General features: G+C 56.9%; 22 protein-coding genes, 1 tRNA gene and 1 pseudogene. 11 read left to right on the forward strand and 13 right to left on the reverse strand.

The genetic code is table 11. From position 1 onward, the window contains the following. From A3AY_RS41550 to A3AY_RS0123805, 11 genes are all read right to left on the reverse strand, one after another. Positions 1 to 132: transposase (locus tag A3AY_RS41550; protein ID WP_154663325.1), on the reverse strand; the 132-nt coding region annotated here is incomplete at its 3' end. 225 nt (positions 133 to 357) lie between these two features. Beyond that, a complete protein-coding gene (locus A3AY_RS0123760; protein WP_018328185.1) occupies positions 358 to 1,389 on the reverse strand; it encodes an IS110 family RNA-guided transposase in 1,032 nt (343 codons plus the stop codon). A 351-nt stretch (positions 1,390 to 1,740) separates the two neighbouring features. After that, positions 1,741 to 1,817: transfer RNA gene (locus A3AY_RS0123765), tRNA-Met, on the reverse strand. A gap of 198 nt (positions 1,818 to 2,015) precedes the next feature. After that, positions 2,016 to 2,189 carry a transposase gene (locus A3AY_RS41555; RefSeq protein ID WP_083926027.1) on the reverse strand — a complete coding sequence of 58 codons (174 nt, stop codon included), beginning with the start codon at positions 2,187 to 2,189 and terminating at the stop codon, positions 2,016 to 2,018. A 471-nt stretch (positions 2,190 to 2,660) separates the two neighbouring features. Continuing rightward, positions 2,661 to 2,990: a hypothetical protein gene (locus A3AY_RS0123775; protein ID WP_154663326.1), complete on the reverse strand. Its 330-nt coding sequence runs from the start codon at positions 2,988 to 2,990 to the stop codon at positions 2,661 to 2,663. 24 nt (positions 2,991 to 3,014) lie between these two features. Further along, a complete protein-coding gene (locus A3AY_RS0123780) occupies positions 3,015 to 4,268 on the reverse strand; it encodes an aminotransferase class I/II-fold pyridoxal phosphate-dependent enzyme (RefSeq protein WP_026203763.1) in 1,254 nt (417 codons plus the stop codon). Between the two features lie 105 nt (positions 4,269 to 4,373). After that, positions 4,374 to 5,084, reverse strand: a complete 711-nt coding sequence (locus A3AY_RS0123785; protein ID WP_018328189.1) for a winged helix-turn-helix transcriptional regulator — start codon at positions 5,082 to 5,084, stop codon at positions 4,374 to 4,376. A gap of 101 nt (positions 5,085 to 5,185) precedes the next feature. Further along, positions 5,186 to 6,184 carry an ABC transporter substrate-binding protein gene (locus A3AY_RS0123790; RefSeq protein ID WP_234913228.1) on the reverse strand — a complete coding sequence of 333 codons (999 nt, stop codon included), beginning with the start codon at positions 6,182 to 6,184 and terminating at the stop codon, positions 5,186 to 5,188. A 62-nt stretch (positions 6,185 to 6,246) separates the two neighbouring features. Further along, on the reverse strand, positions 6,247 to 7,020 hold the full coding sequence (locus tag A3AY_RS0123795; RefSeq protein ID WP_018328191.1) for an ABC transporter permease: 774 nt from the start codon (positions 7,018 to 7,020) through the stop codon (positions 6,247 to 6,249). Between the two features lie 106 nt (positions 7,021 to 7,126). Beyond that, positions 7,127 to 8,020 (reverse strand): ABC transporter permease, encoded by an 894-nt coding sequence (locus tag A3AY_RS0123800; RefSeq protein ID WP_018328192.1) that lies wholly within the window; start codon positions 8,018 to 8,020, stop codon positions 7,127 to 7,129. Continuing rightward, positions 8,020 to 9,114 (reverse strand): ABC transporter ATP-binding protein, encoded by a 1,095-nt coding sequence (locus A3AY_RS0123805; RefSeq protein ID WP_018328193.1) that lies wholly within the window; start codon positions 9,112 to 9,114, stop codon positions 8,020 to 8,022. The genes A3AY_RS0123800 and A3AY_RS0123805 overlap by 1 nt, the downstream gene beginning before the upstream one ends. Positions 9,115 to 9,321: 207 nt before the next feature. On the opposite strand from A3AY_RS0123805, the gene A3AY_RS0123810 reads away from it, so the two are divergent. The 5 genes from A3AY_RS0123810 to A3AY_RS0123830 all read left to right on the forward strand — a co-directional run bounded on the left by A3AY_RS0123810 (position 9,322) and on the right by A3AY_RS0123830 (position 14,670). Continuing rightward, positions 9,322 to 10,011, forward strand: coding sequence for a GntR family transcriptional regulator (locus tag A3AY_RS0123810; protein ID WP_018328194.1), 690 nt, complete (start codon positions 9,322 to 9,324; stop codon positions 10,009 to 10,011). A 100-nt stretch (positions 10,012 to 10,111) separates the two neighbouring features. After that, positions 10,112 to 11,467 carry an aspartate aminotransferase family protein gene (locus tag A3AY_RS0123815; protein ID WP_018328195.1) on the forward strand — a complete coding sequence of 452 codons (1,356 nt, stop codon included), beginning with the start codon at positions 10,112 to 10,114 and terminating at the stop codon, positions 11,465 to 11,467. Then, positions 11,464 to 13,179: an acetolactate synthase catalytic subunit gene (locus A3AY_RS0123820; RefSeq protein ID WP_018328196.1), complete on the forward strand. Its 1,716-nt coding sequence runs from the start codon at positions 11,464 to 11,466 to the stop codon at positions 13,177 to 13,179. The genes A3AY_RS0123815 and A3AY_RS0123820 overlap by 4 nt, the downstream gene beginning before the upstream one ends. A gap of 2 nt (positions 13,180 to 13,181) precedes the next feature. After that, positions 13,182 to 13,952, forward strand: a complete 771-nt coding sequence (gene fabG / locus A3AY_RS0123825) for a 3-oxoacyl-ACP reductase FabG (RefSeq protein WP_026203766.1) — start codon at positions 13,182 to 13,184, stop codon at positions 13,950 to 13,952. 16 nt (positions 13,953 to 13,968) lie between these two features. After that, positions 13,969 to 14,670 (forward strand): winged helix-turn-helix transcriptional regulator, encoded by a 702-nt coding sequence (locus A3AY_RS0123830; RefSeq protein WP_018328198.1) that lies wholly within the window; start codon positions 13,969 to 13,971, stop codon positions 14,668 to 14,670. On the opposite strand, the gene A3AY_RS0123835 is transcribed toward A3AY_RS0123830, so the two are convergent. Next, positions 14,660 to 14,881: a hypothetical protein gene (locus A3AY_RS0123835; RefSeq protein ID WP_018328199.1), complete on the reverse strand. Its 222-nt coding sequence runs from the start codon at positions 14,879 to 14,881 to the stop codon at positions 14,660 to 14,662. The genes A3AY_RS0123830 and A3AY_RS0123835 overlap by 11 nt on opposite strands. Positions 14,882 to 15,353: 472 nt before the next feature. Between A3AY_RS0123835 and A3AY_RS0123840 the strand changes: the two genes are divergently transcribed. Continuing rightward, a complete protein-coding gene (locus tag A3AY_RS0123840) occupies positions 15,354 to 16,259 on the forward strand; it encodes a nucleotidyltransferase and HEPN domain-containing protein (RefSeq protein ID WP_026203768.1) in 906 nt (301 codons plus the stop codon). Between the two features lie 148 nt (positions 16,260 to 16,407). Here the strand turns inward: A3AY_RS0123840 and A3AY_RS41560 are convergent. Next, positions 16,408 to 16,718 (reverse strand): annotated as a pseudogene (locus A3AY_RS41560) (ABC transporter permease subunit); the annotation flags it as partial. Here A3AY_RS41560 and A3AY_RS41565 point away from each other — a divergent pair. From A3AY_RS41565 to rfbD, 5 genes are all read left to right on the forward strand, one after another. Beyond that, complete coding sequence (locus tag A3AY_RS41565) at positions 16,708 to 17,157, forward strand: LysR substrate-binding domain-containing protein (RefSeq protein ID WP_420830343.1); 450 nt, start codon at positions 16,708 to 16,710, stop codon at positions 17,155 to 17,157. The pseudogene A3AY_RS41560 and the gene A3AY_RS41565 sit on opposite strands and share 11 nt — an antisense overlap. Positions 17,158 to 17,765: 608 nt before the next feature. Next, positions 17,766 to 20,447 (forward strand): glycosyltransferase, encoded by a 2,682-nt coding sequence (locus A3AY_RS37165; protein ID WP_018328202.1) that lies wholly within the window; start codon positions 17,766 to 17,768, stop codon positions 20,445 to 20,447. Positions 20,448 to 20,533: 86 nt separating this feature from the next. Further along, complete coding sequence (rfbC, locus tag A3AY_RS0123860) at positions 20,534 to 21,118, forward strand: dTDP-4-dehydrorhamnose 3,5-epimerase (protein ID WP_018328203.1); 585 nt, start codon at positions 20,534 to 20,536, stop codon at positions 21,116 to 21,118. Positions 21,119 to 21,140: 22 nt separating this feature from the next. Further along, positions 21,141 to 22,205 carry a dTDP-glucose 4,6-dehydratase gene (rfbB, locus tag A3AY_RS0123865; protein WP_018328204.1) on the forward strand — a complete coding sequence of 355 codons (1,065 nt, stop codon included), beginning with the start codon at positions 21,141 to 21,143 and terminating at the stop codon, positions 22,203 to 22,205. Next, a complete protein-coding gene (gene rfbD / locus A3AY_RS0123870; protein ID WP_040669161.1) occupies positions 22,205 to 23,122 on the forward strand; it encodes a dTDP-4-dehydrorhamnose reductase in 918 nt (305 codons plus the stop codon). The genes rfbB and rfbD overlap by 1 nt, the downstream gene beginning before the upstream one ends. Position 23,123 lies beyond the last annotated feature (1 nt).

A 23,123-nucleotide genomic window follows, 5' to 3' on the forward strand; every position in this document is an offset into this window, starting at 1 on the left:
CCGCCATAAACGGATCTGCGCAGGATAAATGTCATGGCGACGAGCGACATCACCAATGCGAACGCCCGGTTGATCGGCTTCAGCCAATATCGCCATATGTGGAACGGCCCGCTTGGCAAGATATTTCCTCATGTATTTTCCCAATTTAGGACGGTGCGGTCATATGTCCGGCCTGTTTTCTGGCCTTTCAGCCATGGCCACGATGAGATCCGCGGAGCAAATCGCCTAATCAGCTTCTCGCGCTGTAACGCGCTTGCGATATTGCGGTCTGATTTGCTTCGGGATGTCGTCCCGTTGGGTCATCACAATTGGCACCTTGCCTGCCTCTCCGACTGGTCGGCCGGAAAGCTCGTGTATCTAAGCCTGGACGATCATCTTCGCTCCCCGATAGCTATCGCCTCGAACGAGAAGAGCCCAGATGATGCGCGCGATCTTGTTTGCGAGTGCGACAGCGATAACCTTGAACGGGCGGCGCAACATCATGGCCGCTATCCATTGTGATGGCTGGAGGCCACGACGAGCGAGTTTGAGGATCGACGTCGCACCAGACACAAGCAGCGTTCGCAGTTGCTGGTTTCCGCGCTTTGAGATCGATCCTATCCGTTCCCTTCCTCCGCTGGAATGCGCGCGTGGGGTCAACCCAATCCAGGCAGCAAAATCTCGACCGGTTCGGAAGCCAGCGGGATCTGGTACAACTGCTCGAACGGTCGCGGCGATGATCGGTCCGACGCCGGGAATCGCTGTCAGGCGCCGAGCGCTGTCGTCTTTCCTCACCGCTTCAAGGATTTTCCGATCGAGCCTTTCAATGCGTCCCGTCACGGCCTCGATTTGCTCGACGAGCTCTTCCAAAGCCATTCGCGCTGCACCCGGCAATCTCAGGTCACTGTCGTCGCGCACTATGGCAGCAAGGCTGATGATTCCGACCAGACCGGTCGCCCTGACAATGCCCAGTTCGGCAAGATGAGCTCTCAAGGCATTGATTGCTTGAGTGCGCTGACGGATGAGCAAATCTCGTGTTTTGAGCACCATTCCGGCAGCCTGTTCGTCCTGCGTTTTTGCCGGCACGTAGCGCATGGTCGGCCGGGTGACTGCCTCGCAAATAGCTTCGGCATCTGCGGCGTCAGTTTTGTTGCGTTTGACGTAGGCCTTCACGTATGCGGGTGGCATCATCCGGACTGTATGCCCCAGGGCCTGAATTTCCCGAGCCCAGTAATGCGCGCTGCCACAGGCTTCCATCCCTACGAGGCAAGGCTGCAATGTGCGAAAGAAGTCCAGCACCTGCGATCGACGCAGTGCGCGACGTAAGATCACGTCTCCTTCTTCGGCTATGCCATGAACCTGAAATACGGATTTGGCCAGATCGAGCCCGACTGTGGTAATCTTCTTCATGGAGCGGTCCTTCTTCTTTGTGGCGTTTCAACACGACCACGTTAGGCACTTGATGCCGTTTGAGAAGGGCCGTTCCACCTCATCAGCTTCGCTTCCTTCGACCACCGCCGCCTACGCTCAACGCCGGAAATGATCTCCATGCGAGCCATGCCAACCTCTCAGATCTAATATTAGTGTCAGCACTAATGCTGGTTCTAATGCCAGAACATCGCCTAACTGGCTCGTTCAGCAAAATCCGCTCACCGGACGCTCACGCATAAGGGGCGGAAGGGCACGCCTGTAAATTCTAAGCCGAGAAACAGAAAAACCCTTGTGCGTGGGGGCACAAGGGTCGGGTATTTTTGGGGATTTTGGTTGCGGGGGCAGGATTTGAACCTGCGGCCTTCAGGTTATGAGCCTGACGAGCTACCGGGCTGCTCCACCCCGCGTTATCTCCGCATTCGGCTTTAGCCGAATGTCGGTATTACCAGCGCAATCCGTTAGGATTGTCGCGTCCGCATTCGGCTTTGCCGAATGTCCAGCGTTTTGCGTGAGCAAAATCGCCACTCTTACCAGCGTTTTGCGTGAGCAAAATCGCCACTATTACCAGCGTTTTGCGTGAGCAAAATCGCGTTTTCCGGCTTATCCTAGCGAAGCAAAANCCGCCATAAACGGATCTGCGCAGGATAAATGTCATGGCGACGAGCGACATCACCAATGCGAACGCCCGGTTGATCGGCTTCAGCCAATATCGCCAGCCTCGCTTCCTTCGACCACCGCCGCCTACGCTCAACGCCGGAAATGATCTCCATGCGAGCCATGCCAACCTCTCAGATCTGATATTAGTGTCAGCACTAATGCTGGTTCTAATGCCAGAACATCGCCTAACTGGCTCGTTCAGCAAAATCCGCTCACCGGACGCTCACCTCGATCCAGCCACGCCCCTCCTTCTTCGGATCGCGTGGTCGAGACCGGTGACTTTGGGGGAGGCGCAGGCCACAGGCAAAACCGAGCAAGAGCATGGCGCGATCGCGCAGGCCACGCAGAGTGCCTGATCAAGCTGGGGGCAAGCCAGACAGTTTGATGCGAATACACAGCGGCTCTAAGATTCTCGACAACGGCCGCCGTTGGCGTCCAATGGCGACTTTCGGTCGATCACTATGAGATCGTGCCCCTTCACTTTTGCGAATCCTTTATGCGCTATAGCCCCTTTTCTCGGAAACACCGCATCCGACCGCTGACATCCCGAACTCTTCCGTCGATCCGGATGCGTGGTGTGAATCTTTCTAACGTCAGGAAAATGGCGTCGCTTCGGCAGAGGACCAAAAGATTGCCGGCGGGGCAGCGCACGACAGATCGATCGAGATCTCCAGGATATTCGCCTCAAGGACAGCTTGTATGCCGAACAGGAGGAGGATGTTTTCTGCTGCCACCCAAAGAAACAAGTCCTTGTCGGAAGATTTGAGAATTGCCTGACCCCCGTCGAATTTCAGCGAAGTCTCGCGACCGCGATGCGTCGTCGAAAACCGCAGCACGACCCCCAGGATGTCGAGCCTCTCGCGCAACGCACTTAAATTTGGCACGCGAACAGAAGTTTGCGAATAGCATTCATACATTTCCACCTCTATGGGCGCGCTGCGCTTCGTTCATGCCTCGGCCTGGCGAATCTCCGCTCTGATCGCATCGATCGCAGCGCAGATGTCTCGGATCTGGGACTGGGTATGCGAGGAAGTTAGGCAGATGCGCAATCCCGCTTCGCCGCGAGAAATCGTGGGAAAGAAAATTGCTGATGTATAGAATCCAAGCTGGAGGAGTTGCCTTGCTGCAGCGACGGAAAGCAGTTCGTCTCCCAGTCGGATCGTTCGGATAGGCAGGTCGCTTGCCATGTCCCGTGTCGGTATCAACTGGTCAAGGAGTGCTAGATTCTGCCTGAGCGTCTCCTGTCTTTTGACGAGCTCTTCCGTTCGATGAATTCTTGCCGATGCCTCCGCCGCGCCAATCGCCGCCGTGTTCAAGGATGCCGAGAATGCGTGGGCAATCGCAAATCGTCTGAACAGCAACTCCTGCGCAGCCGTGCCGAGCATCAGCATGCCACCCGAAGCGCCAAAACCCTTGCCAAGCGACGCGGCGACGATCGTCCGCTCGCCAAGCTCCTTAAAGGTGGCGCGGGCGAAGCCAGAACCGTTCTCCCCAACGATGGAAATTCCGTGGGCATCATCGATATAAAGAAAGAGACCGTATTTCTCCTGAAGGACACGAAGTTCGGCGAGAGGTGCACTTCCTCCCATCGAATAGACGCCATCGCAGACATACGCGACCGTCTTATGGGTGCGGCACAAAGCCTCGAGCGTCGTCAAATCATTGTGCCGGATCGTTTCCACGCTCGTTTCGCCCGAAACTGTCGCCTTGTGGTGCGCAAGCGTCGCGTGGGCGAGACGGTCAAAGACAATGAGTGGCTTTTGCCCTGCTGTCAGGTGACCGGAGGCGAGCAACGGCAGGGCGCTCATATTGGCCGCAAGAACCGTTGTAAATGTCACTACCCGTGCGTGAAACAGGTCTGAAAGGTTCTCCTCGAGTTCGCCGAGGATGCCGAAGTTGAGACGGGTTCGCGCACATGACCAATGCAGCGAGCCTGCTTCATTGACCGCCCGTGCGGCGCCCGCTGCGATGTCAGGGTGATTATCGAGGCCAAGGTAAGAGCACCGCACGAAATCGACAACTTTAGGTCCGCCATGTGCCAACTGAACGGTACGGTCCGCAAGCGGCATGGCATAGAGCGCCATGATGCCCTGGTAGTGAGCGGCCTCGAAATTCGGAGCAGCAGCACTGATCATTGCTGCGGTGTTGCGAAAGCGGGCCTGTGCGTTCCTGCCCGTTGATTGTTGAAATGTATCACTCACGGCGACCTCCTTCGCTACCTAAGCGCGAAGCAAGCCATGGCATTCGCGGAATGACAACGAAGCTTCCGTGAAAGAAACGTCAAGATTTGCAAAAATTGGGAGCGGTCAGTGGTCGCTATCGGTGATATCTACGACATAGCCATTCGAGCGGATGGTACGAATGATCGTTCTTCCTAAGATCCGGTCGAGTGCTCGACGAAGATTTGCAATGTGAACATCCACGGTGCGGGCGTTGACATAATGGTTTGGCGGCCAGGCCGTTTCGATGAGATCGCTGCGTGAAAGCACGCGCCCCGGTGTCTCTAGAAGCCGCTTCAGCAGCCGGAACTCGATGGGGCTCAGCTGTGCGCTGCCTTCGTTGCAGGTGACAAGGCGCGTCTTTTCATCGATTTGGAGATCGCCAAAAGGAAGGCTTGGGGATGGCGACGTTCTAAGCTCCTCGATGTTTGTCGCTGCCCTGGAGAAGGCGCGCAAGTAGGAGAGGATACGTTCGGGTGAGACCGGTCGGACGAAACCCTCATCAATCCCGGCCTTCAAAAGGGCGAGATAGCCCTGCTCGTTGTGAGCGCGGATGAGCGCAAGGATCGGTAAATGCGCCGTCAAAGGACTTGTCTTCAGGTCACTGCAGAACGTCGTCGCATCATCGATGTCGTCACCGGTGTCGACGAGCACAGCGATAACAACCGATATGTCCGAGCTTGCGACGAAGTCGAAATCGACGGCAAGAGACGCCCGAAAACCCGCGGTCGCCAGGATGTAACTCATCAGCATGTAGAAGTCTGGATCCCTGGAATGAATCATCACGAGATCGGTCATGGCATGGTCAAGCCTCTTAGACTGTTTGAGGGACCAACCGATTGATCGCCATTGGGGCGAGTGATCCGTTGGCCGAATGAACCGTAGTGGTAGTGATGATCTTACCGCACCCAGTCATTCCATCGCTGCAGCAGCATGGCGGCATTGGCATTGATCCAGGCCGCGTCGGGAACGATCACACTGTCCTTGATTTCTGCCGTCGTTGGCATGGTTTTGCGCGACGCTTCCGACATCAGGGAGATCGCCTCTGTGCTCGGGGGCGTACAGGAGAGGATGTCGCAGGCGTTGGCTTGGACGGCCGGATTGTCGAGCCAGAATGCAATGAGCTTCAGGGCATTCTCCCGATGCGGTGCGCCCTTGATCAATGCAATCCTGTCACCGACGAGGAACGAGGCTTTGTAAGACCAGCCGATTGGCAAACCATCATTCCTCATGGCTTTTGCCCGCGTCAGCCAGATTTGGCCCACGTCGTACTCGCCGTCGCGGAAGCCCTGCACGCTTTGATCGCCAGTTCTCCACCACAGCGTCACGTCGTTGCGGATTTCGTCGAGCTTGCGGAACGCCCGATCCACGTCCAGCGGGAAAAGCTCGTCTTTCTTGACCCCGTCGGCCAGAAGTGCTGCCGCAAGCACGCGCCAAGGATCGTCGAAATTTGGAAACGCTCTGCCGCCGGGATACTTCCCGGGATTCCACATATCTGCCCAGGTCTCGGGTTCCGGTCGATCACTCGTCCTGTAGACGAGTAACGTTGCCGTCGATTGCAACAGCGCACCTCCGGCCTCGCATGCGTTGCTTGCGAGGTCCACTTTGGTGGAAAAGCGAGCGCAAAAGGTCGTCAGGTCTTCAGTGACCTCGCGATGTGCATCGGATGCTGCCTGGATTTCTCCATCGAGATAGACGTCCCAGGTAACATTTCCTGATTTGACCATCGCGGCAGCCTTGGCCCGCATTTCGGCGTTCGTCGCTGAAACGACGGTGACCTCTATGCCCGTGGCCCTGGTGAATGGATCGAACCAGGCCTCCTTCAGAGCGCGATCATAGGCGCCACCGGTTGAACCAATGACTACGCGATCTTCGGCAGTTGCCGGACGATTTGCCATAAGTGCTGTGGCGACAATGACGAGGCTGACAACGCTGTGAGCATGGCTTTTCCGTTGAGGTCTCATTGGTCGTGCTCTCCTGTTTGGATTTGAGGGCTTTCGGCTTTCAACAGAAGCTGCGCGAAGCCGATGAGAAAAAGGGAGGCAAAGACCACCACGGTGGACGCGGCCGCAATCACCGGCGTCAGATTGAAGTCGATGTCCTCGAACATCTTGCGCCCGATGGATTTTCCTCCGACGTCAGAAATGAAAAAGGCGACAGTTGCCTCGTCAAATGAAGCAAGAAAAGAGAACACGGCTCCCGAAGCCAAGCTCGGAGCGATGTTCGGCAAGGTAACGTGGATGAAGGCCTGCGCCCGGTTGGCACCGCAATTTAGTGCCGCAAGATCGAGCGCCGGGTCAAGCCGCTGAAGTGCCGCCATCACCGTGATTACCACGAAGGGCACCGCAAGAACCGTGTGTCCGATCAGAAAACCCGCAAGTGTTCCTGTCAGTTGCAGGGGCGATAAGACCAGATAGAGTGCGACGCCAAGCACGATATGAGGAACGACCAGCGGCCCCATCGAGAGCGCGTGCAGCATCCCCTTGAACGGTACATCACCTCGAACGATGGCAAGAGCAGCCAGCGTGCCGACGGTTGTGGCCGTCAACGAAGTCGCAATGGCGATGCGCAAACTGAACCAGGTTGCTGCCATCCAGTCAGGGTCGCTGAAATACGCTGCATACCACATCCAAGTCAGGCCTTGAGGCGGGAACTGGAGATGTGACGTCGTGCTGAGCGACATCGGAATGATGATCAATGTCGGCAAGATAAGAAAAAGGAGAATGAGTGTCACGGCGAGCCCTCCCAGCAAAGTGAGGGCAGTTCGGGCGGCGGGGCCGTGTCGCGGTTGGCGTCGGATCATAGGCTCGACCGCCGTTTCGTGCTGCAAGATGCTTTGGTCAATGAACACTGTGAAATCCTTTGCTGAGCGAGAGGGCCCTGCGGAACAGGAAGACGATGAGGAGAGCGACGGCCAAAAGGACTGTCGAGAGTGCCGCGGCAAACGGCCAATCCAGAAGAACGGTTGTCTGCTGACCAATGAGCGTCGCCATCAACATTGAACCCGGACCGCCGATCAACGCAGGGGTAATGTAAAAGCCAAGCGCAAGAACGAAGCAGAGGATGGCGCCGGCAAAGAGGCCGGGCAGACTGAGCGGCAGCGTTATCGAAAAGAAAGTCCGGAAAGGCCCCGCGCCAAGATTGGCGGCTGCGCGCGCAAAATCCGGTGGAAGCGTCCGGAGCGTCGCGTAAATCGGCAGAATGGCGAAAGGCAAGAGGATATGGGTCATGCCCATGACCACGGTGCCCAGCGTGTAGAGTAGCTTTAACGGTTGATCCGACAACCCGGCACTTTGCAGGAAATCGTTGACGAGGCCGTTTCGTTGTAGGAGGACGATCCAAGCATACGATCTGATGAGAACCGACGTCCAGAGGGGTATGAAAACGCAGGCGGCCGTGATAAGCGCTGCTTTCCCTCGAAGTCGGGTCATGGCGAAAGCGACCGGATATCCAAGCAGGATACAAAAGACCGTGACCGCTGCTGCAGTCGCCACGGTCGTCGTCATCACGCGCACGTAAAGAAAATCCTCTAAGAGCCGCACATAGCTTTCGGCGCCATTCGCAAAACTGAGTGCTACAAGTTTTGACAGAGGATACAGGAATCCGGTCGCGAACGTCGCAACAAGCGGGAAGGCCAGGAGCCACGATGTGAGGGGTGCATAGCGGCTGGCGTGACGGGGCCGAATGATCGCCGCCAGCGGGCCTTGCCTTCGATGGGATGCTACGATGTTCATCACTCGACCCTTTCCGCATCAAAGATCCTGAGCGCTTCGGAACAAAGGACAAGCGCGACGTGAGAACCGCGCTGCGGCAGCGAGCGAAAGCTGGATGGCACATCGGCGCGCAGCACGAGGTCTGGACTGCCGTGCAGACGCACGAGCGCGGTTCTTGTTGCTCCGGCAAAAACTATTGTCTCTATCGTTCCCGACAGACTTTGCGCATCATGGTCCTGATAGGGTGCGATGGAGATATGTTCGGGGCGCGCGGCGATTCTGACAGCCGCTCCCTCCCTTTGCCGGTAGGTCGAACGTCCCGTCGGCCTCGGGACCTGAATAACAGTATTGCGGACTTTTATCCCGGTGTGGGACCGATCCTGGCCGCAGACGATGCCGGGAACGAAATTGATCGATCCCACGAAATCGGCGACGAACGCGCTATCAGGATTGGAATAAAGGTCGCTCGGTGTCCCGATCTGTTCAACTCGGCCCTTGTGCATGACCGCCACGCGGTCCGACATCGTGAGCGCCTCTTCCTGGTCATGCGTCACATAGATGACAGTTGCGCCAATCCGTTCCTGGATCCGCTTTATTTCGAACTGCATCGCCTCCCGTAGCTTTTTGTCGAGTGCGCCCAACGGCTCATCCATGAGAATGACGGGAGGATCAAAAACAAGCGTCCGCGCCACTGCCACCCGTTGCTGCTGGCCGCCCGAGAGTTGGTGAGGGTAGCGATGCTGCAAACCGTGAAGCTGCACGAGCTCCAACATGGCATCGATGCGCTTGTCAGCGCTTTGTCCCCTTGCCAGATCTCGCATTCTCAAGGGGAACGCGATATTCTGCCGAACGGTCATGTGCGGGAACAGGGCATACTTTTGGAAAACCATGCCAATGTTGCGCCGATTGGGTGCCAGCATTGTCACGTCCCGGTCACCGACCCGGATCGAACCGGCTGTTGGTGGCTCGAACCCGGCAATCATGGTGAGAAGTGTCGTCTTCCCGGACCCTGAGGGGCCGACGATTGAAACAAACTCGCCTGCACCGACTTCAAGATCCGTCTGTCGTACTGCCCATACCGTGCCATACGTCTTCTCGACGTGGCGAAGTGTCATCCGTTGTCCGATCAAATCGTTTTTTCCTTGTTGTGTAGGAGTTCCGTTTTGCACCTTTGCTAGATGCTCCTTCTCCGCCCATCGGGGCGTGCGTGACTTTACCCACCCGAATCGGTAATATTGATGCGTCAAAACTTTGCAAAACCTTCACACTTCATTTTTTGTTGCATCAAAAGAATGCAGTGTCAACACGTGCAGGATGAAAATATGAACGAAACTCTATCGATGGACGCAAGTCAAAAGCAAAACGCAAACCTTGGGGACGCAGCCTATGCGGAATTGAAGGAGCGGTTGAGCAGGGGCGCCTACCGACCTGGAGACAAGCTGACAGTGCGGTCGGTCGCCGAGGTGCTGGGTGTCAGTTCAACGCCAGCGCGCGATGCGATAAATCGCCTCGCCGCGGAAAGTGTGCTCGTTTATGCTGGCCCCAAAACAGTTATCGTTCCCATCCTCACGGAAGCCGATTTGCGGGAGATTACACTTATTCGTATCGCGCTTGAGGGATTGGCTGCTCAGCTTGCGGTCACTCATTGCAAACCTGAGCATATTGAAAAATTGGGTGAAATTCAGAAGTGTATCAACACTGCTCTTGCAGACAGAGCTTACGAGACGGCACTATGGTATAACAAGGAGTTCCATTTTTTGGTGTACGGACTGTCTGGCTTGCCGCACCTCGTGTCGTTGATCGACGCCCAATGGCGGCGTGTCGGCCCGTCCTTCTATGGCCTCTATCCTGAATTTGCGGATGAGAAGCATGGGGTGCGCAACCATCAGATGGCGATGGAGGCGCTTGCCGACGGTGATGGCGGTGCGCTACGCGCGGCGTTCGAAAATGACATCCGTGACGGGTATCGACGGTTGCGGCTTGCCGTGCGGGAGTGCACGTCTCGGTCATAAGTTTTTTGTTATACCGTCTTGACGTTCGTCATTTTTGTTGCAACAAAAAGTCAAGCTTGTGCAAAGTTTGTGATTTTCCCTGCAACAGAAGGCAATCCAGATGTCTACAGCAACAGCAGCCGGTGCAGTCGGACACGCTCGTCCGCGCTCGGCCGACCTTTACCACCGCGGTCGTGTGGTGTTTCCGGGCGGTATCACCCGATCGACGATCGATATCGATCCCCACCCACTCTATGTATCAGAGGGTGAGGGGGCCTACGTCATCGACGTCGACGGCAACCGCCTTCTCGATCTCAACAACAATTTCACAACCCTCCTCCATGGGCATGGCTTTGCGCCGATGATCGATGCCGTCACCGATCTCCTGCGTCGGGGAACGTGCTTCTCAAATCCAACGCGACACGAAATCGCGCTCGCTGAGCTCCTGGTCTCGCGCATTCCCGCCATGGAACAAGTCCGGTTCGTCAATTCTGGTACGGAAGCTGTCATGTTCGCGATCAAGGCGGCTCGCGCCTATACGGGTCGCCCAGCTATTGCCCGCTTCGAGGGTGCCTATCACGGAGCCTATGACTGGGCCGAAACCGGGCAGTCAGGCTCCTTTGAAAGCGCAAAGACTGGCCTTCGTATGGCGAGATCGGCCTATACGGGAGCGCCCGGCACGACGGCCGACGCCGTCGTCGTCCTGGATTTCAACGATGTCGACGGGCTGGAAGAAAGCCTGTCGCTTCACGCCAACAGCTTGGCGGCGGTCCTCATCGATCCCATGCCAAGCAGGGCAGGGCTGCTCAGACCCCTTCCGCAGTTCATCGAGCGTCTCAATGCCCTTGCACAGCAACATGGCATCCTCATCATCGCCGACGAGGTGCTCAATCTTAGGCAAGGCTATAACGGGGCCTCATCCCGCTACGGGCTTGCACCCGACCTCTTGACTGCCGGGAAGATCATCGGTGGCGGCTTTCCGATCGGTGCTGTCGGAGGTCGGTCCGACGTCATGTCCGTGTTCGGCTCGGACGGCAAGGCCCCACTTGTTCCGCAAGGTGGCACATTTTCCGCCAATCCTGTGTCGATGGTTGCCGGGCGTGTGGCAATGGAAGCCATGACGTTCGACCACTTCTCCCGGCTGGAGCGACTGGGCACCATGCTGCGCAGCCGGCTATCCGATCTTGCTGCAAAATACGACGCTCCCTTTTCCGTTACAGGAGCAGCATCCCTCTTTCGGATTCACGCAAAGCGCGTCGCACCCACCACCTACAGCGATGCGAGAATGACGATGGTGGAGGCAACACGCATGCGCAGTCTGAGCCGGTTCTTCCGGCACGGCGGCATCCTGCTTCCTTCCGATGCGGCTGCCTGCCTTTCAACGCCGATGAACGAGGAGGATATCGATAGCGTTTCAGCGGCTTTCGAATTGTTTCTAACAACGCATGACACCTGGAATGAGGAGACGCAGCAGTGAACGCCATTTCTACGGAAGAGACGGTCGCCGATCGTGTCGCAAATGCCCTCGTGCGTCACGATGTCCAGTACCTGTTCGCCCAAAGCCTGCCGTCGGCGGTCGTTCTTGCCGCGGAGGCGCGTGGGATCCGTCAGATAGCCTACCGACAGGAGAACATGGGTGGAGCGATGGCCGATGGATACGCCCGCATATCTGGGAAAGTCGGCGTGGTTGCCGCTCAAAATGGGCCGGCTGCGACCCTTCTGGTGCCGCCTCTGGCCGAAGCGATGAAGGCGAGCATCCCCGTAGTGGCGATCGTTCAGGAAGTCGAACGGGACCAGTCGGACAAGAACGCCTTTCAGGAACTCGATCACATCGCACTCTTCCAATCCTGCACGAAATGGGTGCGTCGCGTCCAGACCGAGGAGCGTATCGAGGATTACATCGATGCTGCATTCACCGCTGCGACCTCCGGTCGGCCCGGTCCGGTGGCGCTCCTCCTCCCGGCAGACCTCCTTCGCGCGCGGGTGAAACCTGCACTCGTTGATCGCCGTACCAGTATTGGACGCTATCCCCTGGATCGCTACCGCCCGGCTGACGAGACAATTCGTCAGGCTGCGGCATGGATTGCTGCTGCAACTATGCCAGTCGTTCTCGCCGGCGGAGGCGTGCATGGCGCAAATGCTTGTACACAGCTTGCGCAATTGCAGGAGTTAGCGAGCGTACCGGTTTGCACGACCAATATGGGCAAGGGGGTTGTGAACGAACACCATCCGCTTTCCCTCGGCGTACTTGGCTCACTGACGGGACCTCGGTCTCTTGGAGTCCATACGCGACAATTCCTGGAGGAGGCGGATCTCATTGTGTTGGTCGGCACCCGCACCAACCAGAACGGAACCGACAACTGGCGACAGATTCCGAGGACGGCGCGTGTGATCCATATAGACGTCGATCCAATGGAAATCGGGCGCAACTTCGAGGCGCTGCGGTTGACCGGTGATGCACGGGAAACCCTGAAAGCACTCAATGCCGCCCTTGAAAAAGAGGACCTCAGCCTCCGGGATCTGGCTCGCCCGCGGCTCGAGGAGCGAATTGTCCGCAGTTGGTCGGAATTCGAAGATGCGCGTCGGGCCGTTACTCTTTCGGGCCGCTCGCCGATTCGTCCAGAAAGGGTTATGCGGGAACTCCAGCCATGGCTAGATGACGATCTGATTGTCGTCGCTGATGCGAGCTATTCTTCCATGTGGGTCACCGGACAGTTGCGCGGTACAAGCGAGGGAACACGATTTATCACGCCGCGTGGGCTTGCCGGGCTCGGGTGGGGGCTGCCGCTTGCGATGGGCGCAAAGCTCGCCCAACCGGAGACGCCCGTGGTGGCCGTGGTCGGCGATGGGGGCTTTGCCCACAGCTGGGCCGAACTCGAAACAATGGTGCGTCTCAATATTCCGGTGACCACGATCGTGTTGAACAACGGTATCCTGGGCTTCCAAAGGGACGCCGAGACAGTCAAGTTCGGTCGATACACGTCAGCATGCCATTTTGCGCCGGTCGATCATGCCCAGATTGCTGCGGCCTGCGGTTGCCGGTCTGCGCGCGTCGACGATCCGGCAGATCTGGCGAACCTGATCCGAATGGGCATAGAGGCGGATGGTCCGTTCCTGATCGAGGTTATGACCGATCCGGAGGCCCATCCGCCGCTTTCGCTCTTTGCCGCAATGGATCAGGCGGCCTAGCCATGGATGCTTGGCAACGTGTCGCGGTGGTGACCGGTGGCAGTTCCGGTATCGGGCTTGCCACTGTCACCCATCTCCTTCACGCAGGTTTCAGAGTAGGTTTCTTTGGGCAAAGCGCCTCCCATGTGGATCAGGCAAGAACCATGATTCGTCGGCAGTTCGACGACGGGTGGTTTCTCGCTCGATGCGTCGATCTCACGTCGCCGCAACAGGTTGCCGGCTTCTTCTCTGATGTCCAGGATCGCTGGCGTATGCCCGATACGCTAGTTTGCAATGCCGGGATTTCGCCAAAAGGTCCAGAAGGTGCAGCACCGTTTGCACGCCTCAGCCTTGATGAGTGGAACAAGGTTCTGTCGGTCAACCTGACTGGTGCGATGCTCTGCTGCCAGGCCGTTGTTCCCGCGATGGTCATCCAGCGCTTCGGCCGTATCATCTTGATCGGGTCGATTGCCGGTCGGGCCCTCCCCAAAGTTGCCGGAACAGCCTATGTCGTCTCAAAGGCTGCGCTGTCTGGTTTGTGCCGTTCGCTTCTTGCAGCCTGTGCCGGCACCGGGGTGACCGTCAATATAGTCGCGCCCGGCCGCATCGTGACGGAAATGGCGGGCACTCCCGAAAGCGCCGTCAACCGGGCGGCACTGGAACGAATTCCAGTCGGCCGCCTGGGCGAGCCCATGGATGTCGCAAGCATGATCGGATTTCTCGCGTCGAGCGATGCAGGTTTCATAAACGGAGCCATTATCGATGTGAACGGAGGCGAGTTCGCTCCCCTCTGAGAACCGGAGCTTGGCTATGGCAAAGGTGCTTGTGTGCGTTGCGGATGCGCAGCTCTTTCTGCTGCTTCGCCATGTGCTGGCGAACGAAGGCTTTATTGCACATCTCGTGACACAGCCGTCCGACGTTGTTCGATTGTGCCGAACCGAGCCCGCGGCCGCTGCGCTCGTGGACTGGTCAGAAGGGACATTTGACAAGGGAAGTCTTCTTGCAACGCTTAGGTCCGTTGCCCCTTCCGCCGCTGTAATCCTACTGTGGCGGGTTCAGGGGCAGACTGGCGCCCCCGCATGCGATCTGCTCCTCGAACGCCCCTTCAATCCTGCCGTTCTGTTGCAGTTCCTGCGACGTCTCCGAAATCTGCACCTCGCAGGCCTAGCCGGCGCTTCTGGAACGGTGCTTCGATTTTCCGACCTCGAAATGAACCTTTCAGCCATGAGAGTGAAGCGGGCAGGAAAGGAAGTGGTCCTGACAGCCTTGCAGTTTCGCCTACTGCGTCACCTGATGCAGGCACCGACAGTCGTTTGCCGACGCGAGGATCTCATAGACAACTGCTGGCCCGAGCATTCCGAAGTCGAGCCGCGCACCGTCGACATCCACATCGGCCATATCCGACGCGCCCTCAATGCATTAGGTCCCGACCTCATCCGCACGGTAAGGGGACGAGGCTACGCGCTGCACATGGCGTCCGGTATCAAGCCACCGAAGCCCTCTAATTTTTGAGTCGCCGGAAGATACCCGCCAGGCGTCGAAACTGCTCTTCCTCGCCATCGAACCAGGCGTCGAGCCCGCAGAGGGCGACTGCAGTTGCCGCTTCACTGCCAAAGAGTGTATAGGCGTGCTCGATGATGACGTCGTCAGTCGGGCCGCCGTCATGGGCGGTCTCACGGTTTGTCTGCTGCAGTCTCTTGGATCGAAATGGATTTTGCGACATGATAGTCCTCCCGCGTCCGGCGCAGGAAGGGAATGTGATAGTCGCCGGACGTTGCCGCATGCGTAACGTTCCATCGATATGGAACTCGTGCCGTCCCTGGCTAATAGGTGTCGCGGCCGTGATTCTACAGGCCGCATGCCGCTAGGGCAAGCAGGAGTCTGGCGCATAAGGCGGAAAGCGCCTTCGCAAGGTTGTGGGTCCCGGCTTCCAACACGCCAGCGCCACTCTGCTGAGCTCCTTCGGCCGGTCCGGGGACTGAGGTGCAGACGCGTCGCCACCGCGATGATCGATATCTCCGATACAGATGTCTTTGTGGGGTTCTGTCGCGGGTCCTAAGCAGCGTCCGTGCAAAGCTTGTATGAAACCGTCTTTGCAAACCCTTCGTTGAAACGCGCAGCGCCTTCCGGCACTGTCTGTTGTGCCGTAAGCCGGCATAGCGGATCGAATCAGAGCTGGAGGGATTTTGCTGCCGATGAAGACAAGCCTCGATCACTTGCCGCCGGTCAAGCAGCGCGAGCTGCGTCGCGTAGTTGATATCATCCTGGAAGAGTTCGAGGATGCGCTGAAGGGGGCCTCGGCCGAGTTCAAGAAGCGGGGGCGGGTCCTGAAGATCATCCTGTTCGGCTCCTATGCGCGGGGCTCGTTCGTCGACGAGCCGCACACGAAGAAGGGCTACCGGTCGGATTTCGACATTCTTGTCATCGTCAACAATCGCAAGCTCGCCGACTTTTCGACTTATTGGCACAAGGCGGCGGAGCGTTTGCTGCGGACGCCCGAGATCAGCACGCCGGTCAGCCTGATCACCCATTCGCTGAGGGAGGTGAATGCGGAACTGCGGCGCGGGCGATACTTTTTTGTCGACATTCGGCGCGATGGTCTGGCGCTCTACGAGCTTGACGATGAACCCTTAGCGGTGCCGGGACACATCAGCGCCGAAGAGGCGTGGCAGATGGCGTCGGGGTATTACGAGGACCGGTTGCCCGGCGCGGCGTCATTTCTCGAAACCGGCAAATACCTGGCAGGGAAGCGCAAAAACCGGCATGCGAGCTTTGAGCTTCATCAGTCAATTGAGCAGGCATACTCGACACTGTTACTCGTCCTTACCAGTTACAGTCCTCCATCTCATAACATTCGGTTTCTGCGCGGACTTGCGGAGGAACAGGCCGGCGCGCTCGTCGATATCTGGCCGCGCAATCAGCAGCGCTACGTGGCCTGGTTCAATGTACTCAACGAGGCGTATGTCAAAGCGCGGTACTCGCCGCACTTCGAGATTTCGATGGAGGCTCTGGACTGGCTGATCGAGCGCGCTGAATTGCTGATCGGAGCGGTGGAGAAAATTTGCGGCGATCATCTTGCCCGAATTCGCCCTGTTCAGTGAGATTGACAGTGTATTTCGCGGGTAGCCAATTTTCTTGCACTCCCCTTCCAAGGCTCGCAGGACATCTTCAGGCGCATCGACGCGCTGTTCGACATCGAACGTGAGATCAATGTGTCAATCGGCGTCGAAAAAATCTCCCCTTATTGGTTGCCCGACGCGATCCAGCACCGACGAACGCGACGCGCATCTGACAGACCGACGACCGAGACCAATGCTGTGTCCTTGAAGAGCGAAATCCAAAGATTTCCGGAGGCTGGCAAATGCTACCCGTAGCATTTGCGGAACGATCACGAGCGTCCAACCTTGCCAGGCTTTCAAACCAAGCGACTTTGCAGCTTCGGTTTGGCCAATTGGCACAGCTGCGATCGCTCCGCGGAACACTTCGGTCGCATACCCGCCGAAGGCAACAGACAATGCGACGACGCCTGCGGTAAAGGCCTTCACCTCCATGTACCGGCCTTGGGACCTTCTGCGGAATGTCGATGCCGCCCTCACATCGTTGGATCGGCTCGGATCATCGGTTTCTGAGATAAAGAACCAAGACAAGCCGCGGGTCGTAATCGCCGCACCCGCAGTCTTCGGCTTCATCACCTTGCCCAAAGTGGTTGGGGCGATCCGGACGAAGACGTCCTCAAGCATCCGAGTACTTTCAGGCAGCGACGAAGAGGTGAGGGAGTACATTCTATTCGGGCAGGCCGACCTGGGCATATCACGGCTGCCTCTGGATCCTGGCCTGTTCGATTGGGCGCCCGTCGCGACAGCCAGAAGCGCGTGCATCTTCCATCCGGAGCATCGTTTTTCAGCACGCTCCCATATTGTGGCACAAGACCTGATCGGGGAAGCGATCATCGATATCGATCCGCAATTCGCGACGCATCAAATGATATCAACGCATTGAGGTTCGGCGGGATCGAGCCCGACATTGCGATTGAATATGATGCTAACGGCCATGAGGCCTTATTCGTTTCGGCGGTCCATAACCAATGAAATCGTAACGCGCGAATATTCGTCATTCAAAGTCGAAGCGAGATCCTTCGAGCCGTCAACACTTTATCACTATATCGCGATGTGGCAGAAGGGCAGGGTATTCTCCAACGTCGTAAGCGCCTCGTTGGAGGAGCTCGTTCGTGCATTCGGATCTGATGGTCATAGATGACGAATGAACATTGCTAGATTTGACGTTTCTGGTATCGATCGGGTCTGGAGGGGATTCGGAGAGGAGTCAGGAATTGCGTAACTGCGCAGCACGTTCTGAACGAGCGTTAAAAACCGCGGGAGACTGACTACAGGGCAAATTTCACAGTGAATTTCATCCGCAGCACCTGCTGCTATTTTTCGTTCTAATCCGAGTTTGGTACGGCGATTGCGCTGAAGTTTTTGCCGTTTGACAAGATAAGGCAACGAGGTGTTTTCATTGTCGTCCCAAAAAAATGCTTGCGGGTTTCGGCGTGCACCTCATTTCGACTTGCGCAGGCAGCGGACCATTCAAATGATAGGGTAAGGCGTGTGAGTATCGCCCATGATATCGACAAGCTACGTGCAGAAGGCCGTTGGCTCGCGGCCGCGGCGGTTTATGCGACCTGCGTCGAAACAGAGATGATGTCTGGCCCACGCTGGGTGCAGCTTGCCCACATGCTGAAGGAAGGGGGCGCGCTGACCGATGCGGAATATGCCTATCGCACCGCGACGAAGGTTGACGGAACGGACGCTGACGCACGGCTGCATCTGGCCCACCTTTTGAAACAGCAGGGAAAACTGAGTGAAGCCCTTTCAGAATTTGAGGCGCTGGCTGAGCTGCCGCAGGCCACGAACGTTCTCCAGGAAATCAGAGGGCTTCAGGTTGCGCTTCATCCCGATAACTGCCCCATAGCTGCAAGTTTTCGGCTGAAGAGTAACGACGGGCCACATCGCGATGCGTTGCAGCGGCTGAAGGAGCGCCAAGCCGAAGCTGAGGCTGAAACTGCGAGGCTCAACGAGCAGCTTGAAGAGGCGGCACATGTTGAAAAATCCGGACATCCCGATCTTCGAAGGATGGCCTTCGGTAAATTGCTTGATGCGCGAATTGTTCCTAAAGCGAATCTGGTGATCGAAGACAATGTTTTCGTCGCAACCACCGAAAACCCACAATTTGACATTCTTTTCGACAGGAAAGGTCCGGAGTCCGGTTGGGTCGAAATTGAATTGGGCATCGACTCCGATGCACCCGTCGTGGAACCGATTTTCTATGTCGAACACCAGCTTCAGTGGCAGCAGTTTTCCTTTTGGAGATTAGCCCCCCGCAATGGCCGGTTTCATGCTGTTTGCCTACTAAAAGGTCCTGTTTTCCGGCTGAGACTCGATCCTGTGCAGTTTAGTGGCGCCTTCAAGGTGACCTTTTTTAAGATGAGACAAATCGGACTCGCGCGCGCTCTGCGTGCCGCTTGGCGGATTGACCCAGCGGCCGTGCGCGGCGCCCTTAAAAACTGGCATCGGCTCAAAAACCGGGAGTCGATCGAGGCGACGTTGAGCCAAGTGCTGCGCTATCCCGGGGTTGATACCTATCGGCGCTGGATCGAGCGTTTCGATACCTTTACTTCCGACCAAATTGCTGTTCGTCAACGCCTGGTGGCCCGCTGGCCGAAACCGCCAATGTTAACGCTATTGATCGCTTGCGATCCTGATCAGATGAGCGATGTCAGTGACACCCTAGCTTCTCTTTCAACGCAGTTCTACGCGTCTTGGAAAGCGCATTTGATCTCCCGTCGCCCGGTTCCCCCCCGAAAAATGCTGGCGTTGAAAGATCTTTGTATTCGGGACGATCGGATTCTCGTGACAGGAGATCTGTTGTCGGCCGTCCAAGAAGCCAATGATGGCTTCTTTGTAACCGTCGTGGCGGGCCTTAGGCTAGCGCCATCAGCGTTGTTTATGTTCGCCGAGAGAATCGTAACCAACCCCGGGGCTGAGCTAATATACGGTGACGAAGACCACATATCCGGCGAAATGCGTTGCCTGCCGCTCTTTAAACCAAATTGGGATCCCGATTTTCAGGCCTCGAGCGACTACATCGGCAGTTTTGTCGCTATCAGGCATGACCGATTAAGGGCGAGCCTAGATTCCTGTAGCACATCAAGTCCCGACTGGTTCGAGCTCATCGCGCGATCAGCTTTTCAACTCGATGCACAGCGCATCCAGCACGTAGCCAGCATTCTGTCTCATCGCCCGCTTTCGCACCGCGGTCCATCCGCTGCCGGACAGGCGCAGAGCCTGCGTCAGCAAAGGCGCGAGATCATAGGCGACGTTCTGCGCCAAGCCGGCAGCGAAGTTGCACTGGCAGAGGGCGCGTTCGGTCTGAACAGGTTGATGTGGCCCGAACCCTCCGAATGGCCGCATGTGACGTTGGTAATACCGACGCGCGACCACGCCACCTTGTTGCGCAAGTGCATCCAATCTGTCCTGGCCATGACGTCCTACCCAAGCTTCGACATCATCGTCGTTGACAATGAGAGTGTTGAAACCGCGACGCACCGCTATTTCGAAGAACTCAAGGGGCTCAGCAATGTTGCTGTCTTGTCCGTTCCTGGTCCGTTCAACTTCTCCAAGCTTAACAACGTAGCTATCCGCGCGGCGCGCGGCGATATCGTCGGCCTGATCAATAACGATGTACTGGCCATTCATAAGACTTGGCTTAAGGAAATGGTTCTGCAGGCTATTAGACCGGAGATTGGGGCCGTGGGCGCTAAGCTCCTCTACAAATCGGGACATGTGCAGCATGCCGGTATTGCCTGCGGCATCGGCCTCGTGGCCGGGCATCCGCATAAATTTCGCGATCGTGACGATCCCGGGGAGATGCACCGCCTCGTCACCCCACACGGCGTTTCCGCAGTGACCGCAGCCTGCCTCGTTGTGGATAAACGGAAATATCTTGACGTAGGAGGCCTAGACGAGGACCACTTGGCGGTCGCTTTCAACGACGTCGACTTTTGCATCAAGCTGACCGCAGCCGGATATCGAAATCTCTTTACACCTTATGCCGAATTGTTTCATCTGGAAAGCATCACGCGGGGTCTGGACACCACCCCGGAAAAGCAGAAACGCTATCGCGCGGAAGCGCAGATTGTCTTAAACCGCTGGCCGGAAATAATAAAAAACGACCCCTACTACAATATCAACCTCACTCGCGAGCGTGAGGATTACTCCCCAAAGTTGTGACGTGGAGCTTAACATGTCAATCTTTTGTTGATTACCCAAACCACCGCATATAAGAACGCGCAGGCAACATTTTTTGGAGTTCAAAATTGGAATTCAAGCCGCTTTCGATTGCAGACGTAGTGTTGATTAAGCCGAAGAAGATCGGCGATGATCGCGGTTACTTCATGGAAACGTTCCGGCAGTCTTTGTTCGAGCAGCATGCCGGCACTATCGAATTCAAGCAGGAAAACCAGTCTCTTTCTGCCTACACGGGGACAGTGCGGGGGCTTCACTTTCAGATTGCACCCCGAGCTCAAGGGAAACTCGTCCGGTGCATCGCGGGCGCGATTTTCGACGTGGCAGTCGATATCCGCGTCGGCTCACCGACCTACGGCCTCTATGTCGCGGCCGAGCTCAGCGCACAGAACGGTCACCAGCTCTGGATCCCCGCCGGCTTTGCTCACGGATTCTGCACATTGCAACCATCAACCGAAGTTAGCTACAAAGTGACTGATTATTACAGTCCTGATCATGATCGCGGTTTGCGCTGGGACGATCCAGCCATCGGTATCGAGTGGCCTGACGTGGCCGGGGGCACCATCCTTTCCGCGAAGGATAAAGCGCAGCCGCTGCTGGCGGAACTTAAAGAGAGCTTTTCTTACGGAACCGGACAAGCTGAGTTGCAACGATAAAAGGCAGGAGTTCGTGCGAAAAATGCGTGTAGTTGTTACCGGCGGTGCCGGCTTCATCGGTTCTGCCGTGGTGCGGCATCTGGTGCTTGTCAAGGGCTATGAGGTGCTGACGGTCGATAAGCTGACCTATGCCGGCACGTTATCGTCGCTGGCCGCTCTCGATAATCATCCTTCTCACAAGTTCCTCAAAGCTGATATCTGCGATCGCGGGGCCATTTCTCGGGCCTTTGAGACATTCAGGCCCGACCGGGTAATGCATCTCGCGGCGGAAAGCCACGTCGATCGATCGATCACCGGTGCCGCCGACTTTGTACAGACGAACGTGGTAGGGAGCTTCACTATGCTGGAATGCGCCCGCGACTATTGGAACACACTTGCAGCGGACGCTAGAGCGGCTTTCCGTTTCCTTCACGTTTCCACCGACGAAGTCTACGGCTCGCTTGGACAGGAGGGGCTGTTCACGGAAGCTACGCCGTACGATCCAAGCTCGCCTTACTCCGCCTCTAAGGCTGCATCTGACCACTTGGCAAAGGCCTGGGCGCGAACATACGGTCTGCCGGTAGTGGTGTCCAACTGCTCAAATAACTATGGTCCGTATCACTTCCCCGAAAAGCTCATACCGCTGATCATTCTGAATGCGCTTCATGGCAAGCCCTTGCCCATCTATGGCACCGGACATAACATTCGCGATTGGCTATATGTCGAAGATCATGCCCGCGCTCTCGACATTATCGCCGAAAGGGGAGCTATAGGGGAAACATATAATGTCGGCGGTCGCAACGAACGCTCCAACATCGATGTGGTCCACCGAATTTGCGAATTGATGGACGCCTTTCGGCCCGACAACGCGCCCCATGCACGGCTCATCCAATTCGTCGCCGATCGGCCGGGGCACGACGCCCGCTATGCGATCGACGCCACCCGCCTCGAGACAGAGTTGGGATGGAAGGCCCAGGAAACGTTCGATACAGGTATTGAGAAGACCGTAAGGTGGTATCTTGACAACGCCCCCTGGTGGAAACCACTTCGCGACGGATACGATGGTCGCAGACTGGGCCTACCCTCCAGTACGCAGCAGGCGTTATAATGGGAAAAAGAATTCTTGTAACGGGGCGAGAAGGCCAAGTCGTGCGCGCCATCATTGAGCGTGCGCAGGCGTATCCGGATATCGAAATTGTAGCGATCGGGCGACCCAAGCTTGACCTGGGGCATCCGGAAACGATCGAGTCTGCTGTCTCAGCCCTGGAACCGGATCTCATCGTCTCCGCAGCCGCGTTTACAGCGGTGGACCAGGCAGAGAGTGAGGAGACTCTCGCAACAATCATCAATGGAGAGGCGGCGGGAGTGCTTGCCTATACTGCCAGCAGGCTTGATATACCCATCATTCATCTCTCGACAGATTACGTGTTCGACGGCCAGAAGAGCGACGCCTATACGGAGAAGGATCACGTCGCGCCGCTTGGAGCTTATGGGCGCTCGAAACTTGCCGGCGAGCGCGCGGTTGCTTTTGCTACTGAAAATCATACGATCCTTCGGACTGCTTGGGTTCACAGCCCCTTCGGCAAGAACTTTTTGAAAACGATGTTACGCTTGGCAGGCGACCGTGACACGATCAATGTGGTAGCAGATCAATACGGAACACCAACATCCGCGCTCGACATTGCCGACGCGATCCTCAAAGTCGCGAGCAACCTTTTTCATTCCGACAATGATGCTATGAGGGGCATCTTTCACCTGACGAACAGCGGCAAGGCGAGTTGGGCAGACTTCGCCGAGACAATTTTCGATGTTTCCGAGCGAGCTGGCGGGCCGTGTGCGAAAGTGCATCGCATCTCATCTGCAGATTATCCGACACCGGCAAAGCGCCCGGCGAATTCCGTGCTTGATTGTCACAAGTTAGCGATCACGCACGGTGTTCACATGCAGGACTGGCGCACCGCGGCCGAATGCGTAGTCAAGTATGTTTTGAATCGGCAAAACGTCAAGAAAGAATGCGGAGAGTAGC

It is taken from the genome of Rhizobium giardinii bv. giardinii H152 (genome assembly GCF_000379605.1).
Taxonomy (GTDB): Bacteria; Pseudomonadota; Alphaproteobacteria; order Rhizobiales; family Rhizobiaceae; genus Pararhizobium; species Pararhizobium giardinii.

Bases quoted from the DNA above. Each gene is read 5' to 3' on its own strand.
- A3AY_RS0123760 (WP_018328185.1), bottom strand. From the start codon at position 1,389: ATGAAGAAGATTACCACAGTCGGGCTCGATCTGGCCAAATCCGTATTT.
- A3AY_RS0123785 (WP_018328189.1), bottom strand. From the start codon at position 5,084: ATGACCGATCTCGTGATGATTCATTCCAGGGATCCAGACTTCTACATG.
- A3AY_RS0123790 (WP_234913228.1), bottom strand. From the start codon at position 6,184: ATGGCAAATCGTCCGGCAACTGCCGAAGATCGCGTAGTCATTGGTTCA.
- A3AY_RS0123800 (WP_018328192.1), bottom strand. From the start codon at position 8,020: ATGAACATCGTAGCATCCCATCGAAGGCAAGGCCCGCTGGCGGCGATC.
- A3AY_RS0123805 (WP_018328193.1), bottom strand. From the start codon at position 9,114: ATGACACTTCGCCACGTCGAGAAGACGTATGGCACGGTATGGGCAGTA.
- A3AY_RS0123810 (WP_018328194.1), top strand. From the start codon at position 9,322: ATGAACGAAACTCTATCGATGGACGCAAGTCAAAAGCAAAACGCAAAC.
- A3AY_RS0123815 (WP_018328195.1), top strand. From the start codon at position 10,112: ATGTCTACAGCAACAGCAGCCGGTGCAGTCGGACACGCTCGTCCGCGC.
- fabG (WP_026203766.1), top strand. From the start codon at position 13,182: ATGGATGCTTGGCAACGTGTCGCGGTGGTGACCGGTGGCAGTTCCGGT.
- A3AY_RS0123830 (WP_018328198.1), top strand. From the start codon at position 13,969: ATGGCAAAGGTGCTTGTGTGCGTTGCGGATGCGCAGCTCTTTCTGCTG.
- A3AY_RS0123835 (WP_018328199.1), bottom strand. From the start codon at position 14,881: ATGTCGCAAAATCCATTTCGATCCAAGAGACTGCAGCAGACAAACCGT.
- A3AY_RS0123840 (WP_026203768.1), top strand. From the start codon at position 15,354: ATGAAGACAAGCCTCGATCACTTGCCGCCGGTCAAGCAGCGCGAGCTG.
- A3AY_RS41565 (WP_420830343.1), top strand. From the start codon at position 16,708: ATGTACCGGCCTTGGGACCTTCTGCGGAATGTCGATGCCGCCCTCACA.
- rfbB (WP_018328204.1), top strand. From the start codon at position 21,141: ATGCGTGTAGTTGTTACCGGCGGTGCCGGCTTCATCGGTTCTGCCGTG.
- rfbD (WP_040669161.1), top strand. From the start codon at position 22,205: ATGGGAAAAAGAATTCTTGTAACGGGGCGAGAAGGCCAAGTCGTGCGC.